Annotated in this window: 1 protein-coding gene; it reads left to right on the top strand. The window is 53.9% G+C overall.

The features are described from left to right. On the top strand, positions 1-442 hold a 442-nt coding region (locus NSCA4_RS14275; protein WP_081476598.1), incomplete at its 5' end, for a YadA family autotransporter adhesin. Between the last annotated feature and the right edge of the window lie 330 nt (positions 443-772).

Here is a 772-nt window from a genome sequence, read left to right as displayed (position 1 = left end):
AGGTGTCGTTACCGTCGGCAACGGTACGGACGAGACCCGTCAGGTTCAAGGTGTGGCGGCAGGTGTGGTATCGGCGGATTCTACCGATGCGATCAACGGCAGCCAGTTGTATTACACCAACCAGGCGATTAACCAAAGTGTGACCAACATCGGCAATTACGTGGTGAACATGGGTGACCAAATCAACCAACGTATCGACAATGTTGAAAGCGACTCTAAAGCCGGTACCGCAGCAGCCATGGCGGTGGCCGGTCTGCCGCAAGCCTACCTGCCGGGTAAGAGCATGATGGCGGTTGCAGGCGGCGTTTACCGCGGTGAAAGCGGCTACGCAGTCGGCTTCTCCAGCATCTCCGACGGCGGCAACTGGGTCATCAAAGGTACCGCTACCGGCAACTCGCGCGGCCACTACGGCGCGACCGCAGGTGTCGGCTACCAATGGTAATCCTGCTCTAAAGCTTGTTTGAAGGCAAAGCAAAGGTCGTCTGAAAACCCGAAACAGGGTTTTCAGACGACCTTTTTCTATTTTCTATATAGATTGAATGGGACGGGGTTGGTTTTCCAAATATTCCCAGGTTCGCAAGTACTCGATTAAAGCAAAGCGCTAAGGTTTGTTTTCAGACGACCCGTAGCCTGCGCTTTGCCCACGAAATGAATATAAAGATAACGCCCAGTTCAGATTGTCGGACAGCGGGTTCGCGGGCAAAGCCCACGCTACGGATTGGGGTTATTCCTAGCCCGGTGGTTAATAAAAGGTCGTCTGAAAACGGGGGAG

Source organism: Neisseria sicca 4320, from assembly GCF_000193735.1.
Lineage (GTDB): Bacteria > Pseudomonadota > Gammaproteobacteria > Burkholderiales > Neisseriaceae > Neisseria > Neisseria sicca_E.
The sequence above is the reverse complement of the archived record's forward strand: the minus strand, read 5'-3'. Positions and strand labels throughout refer to the sequence as shown.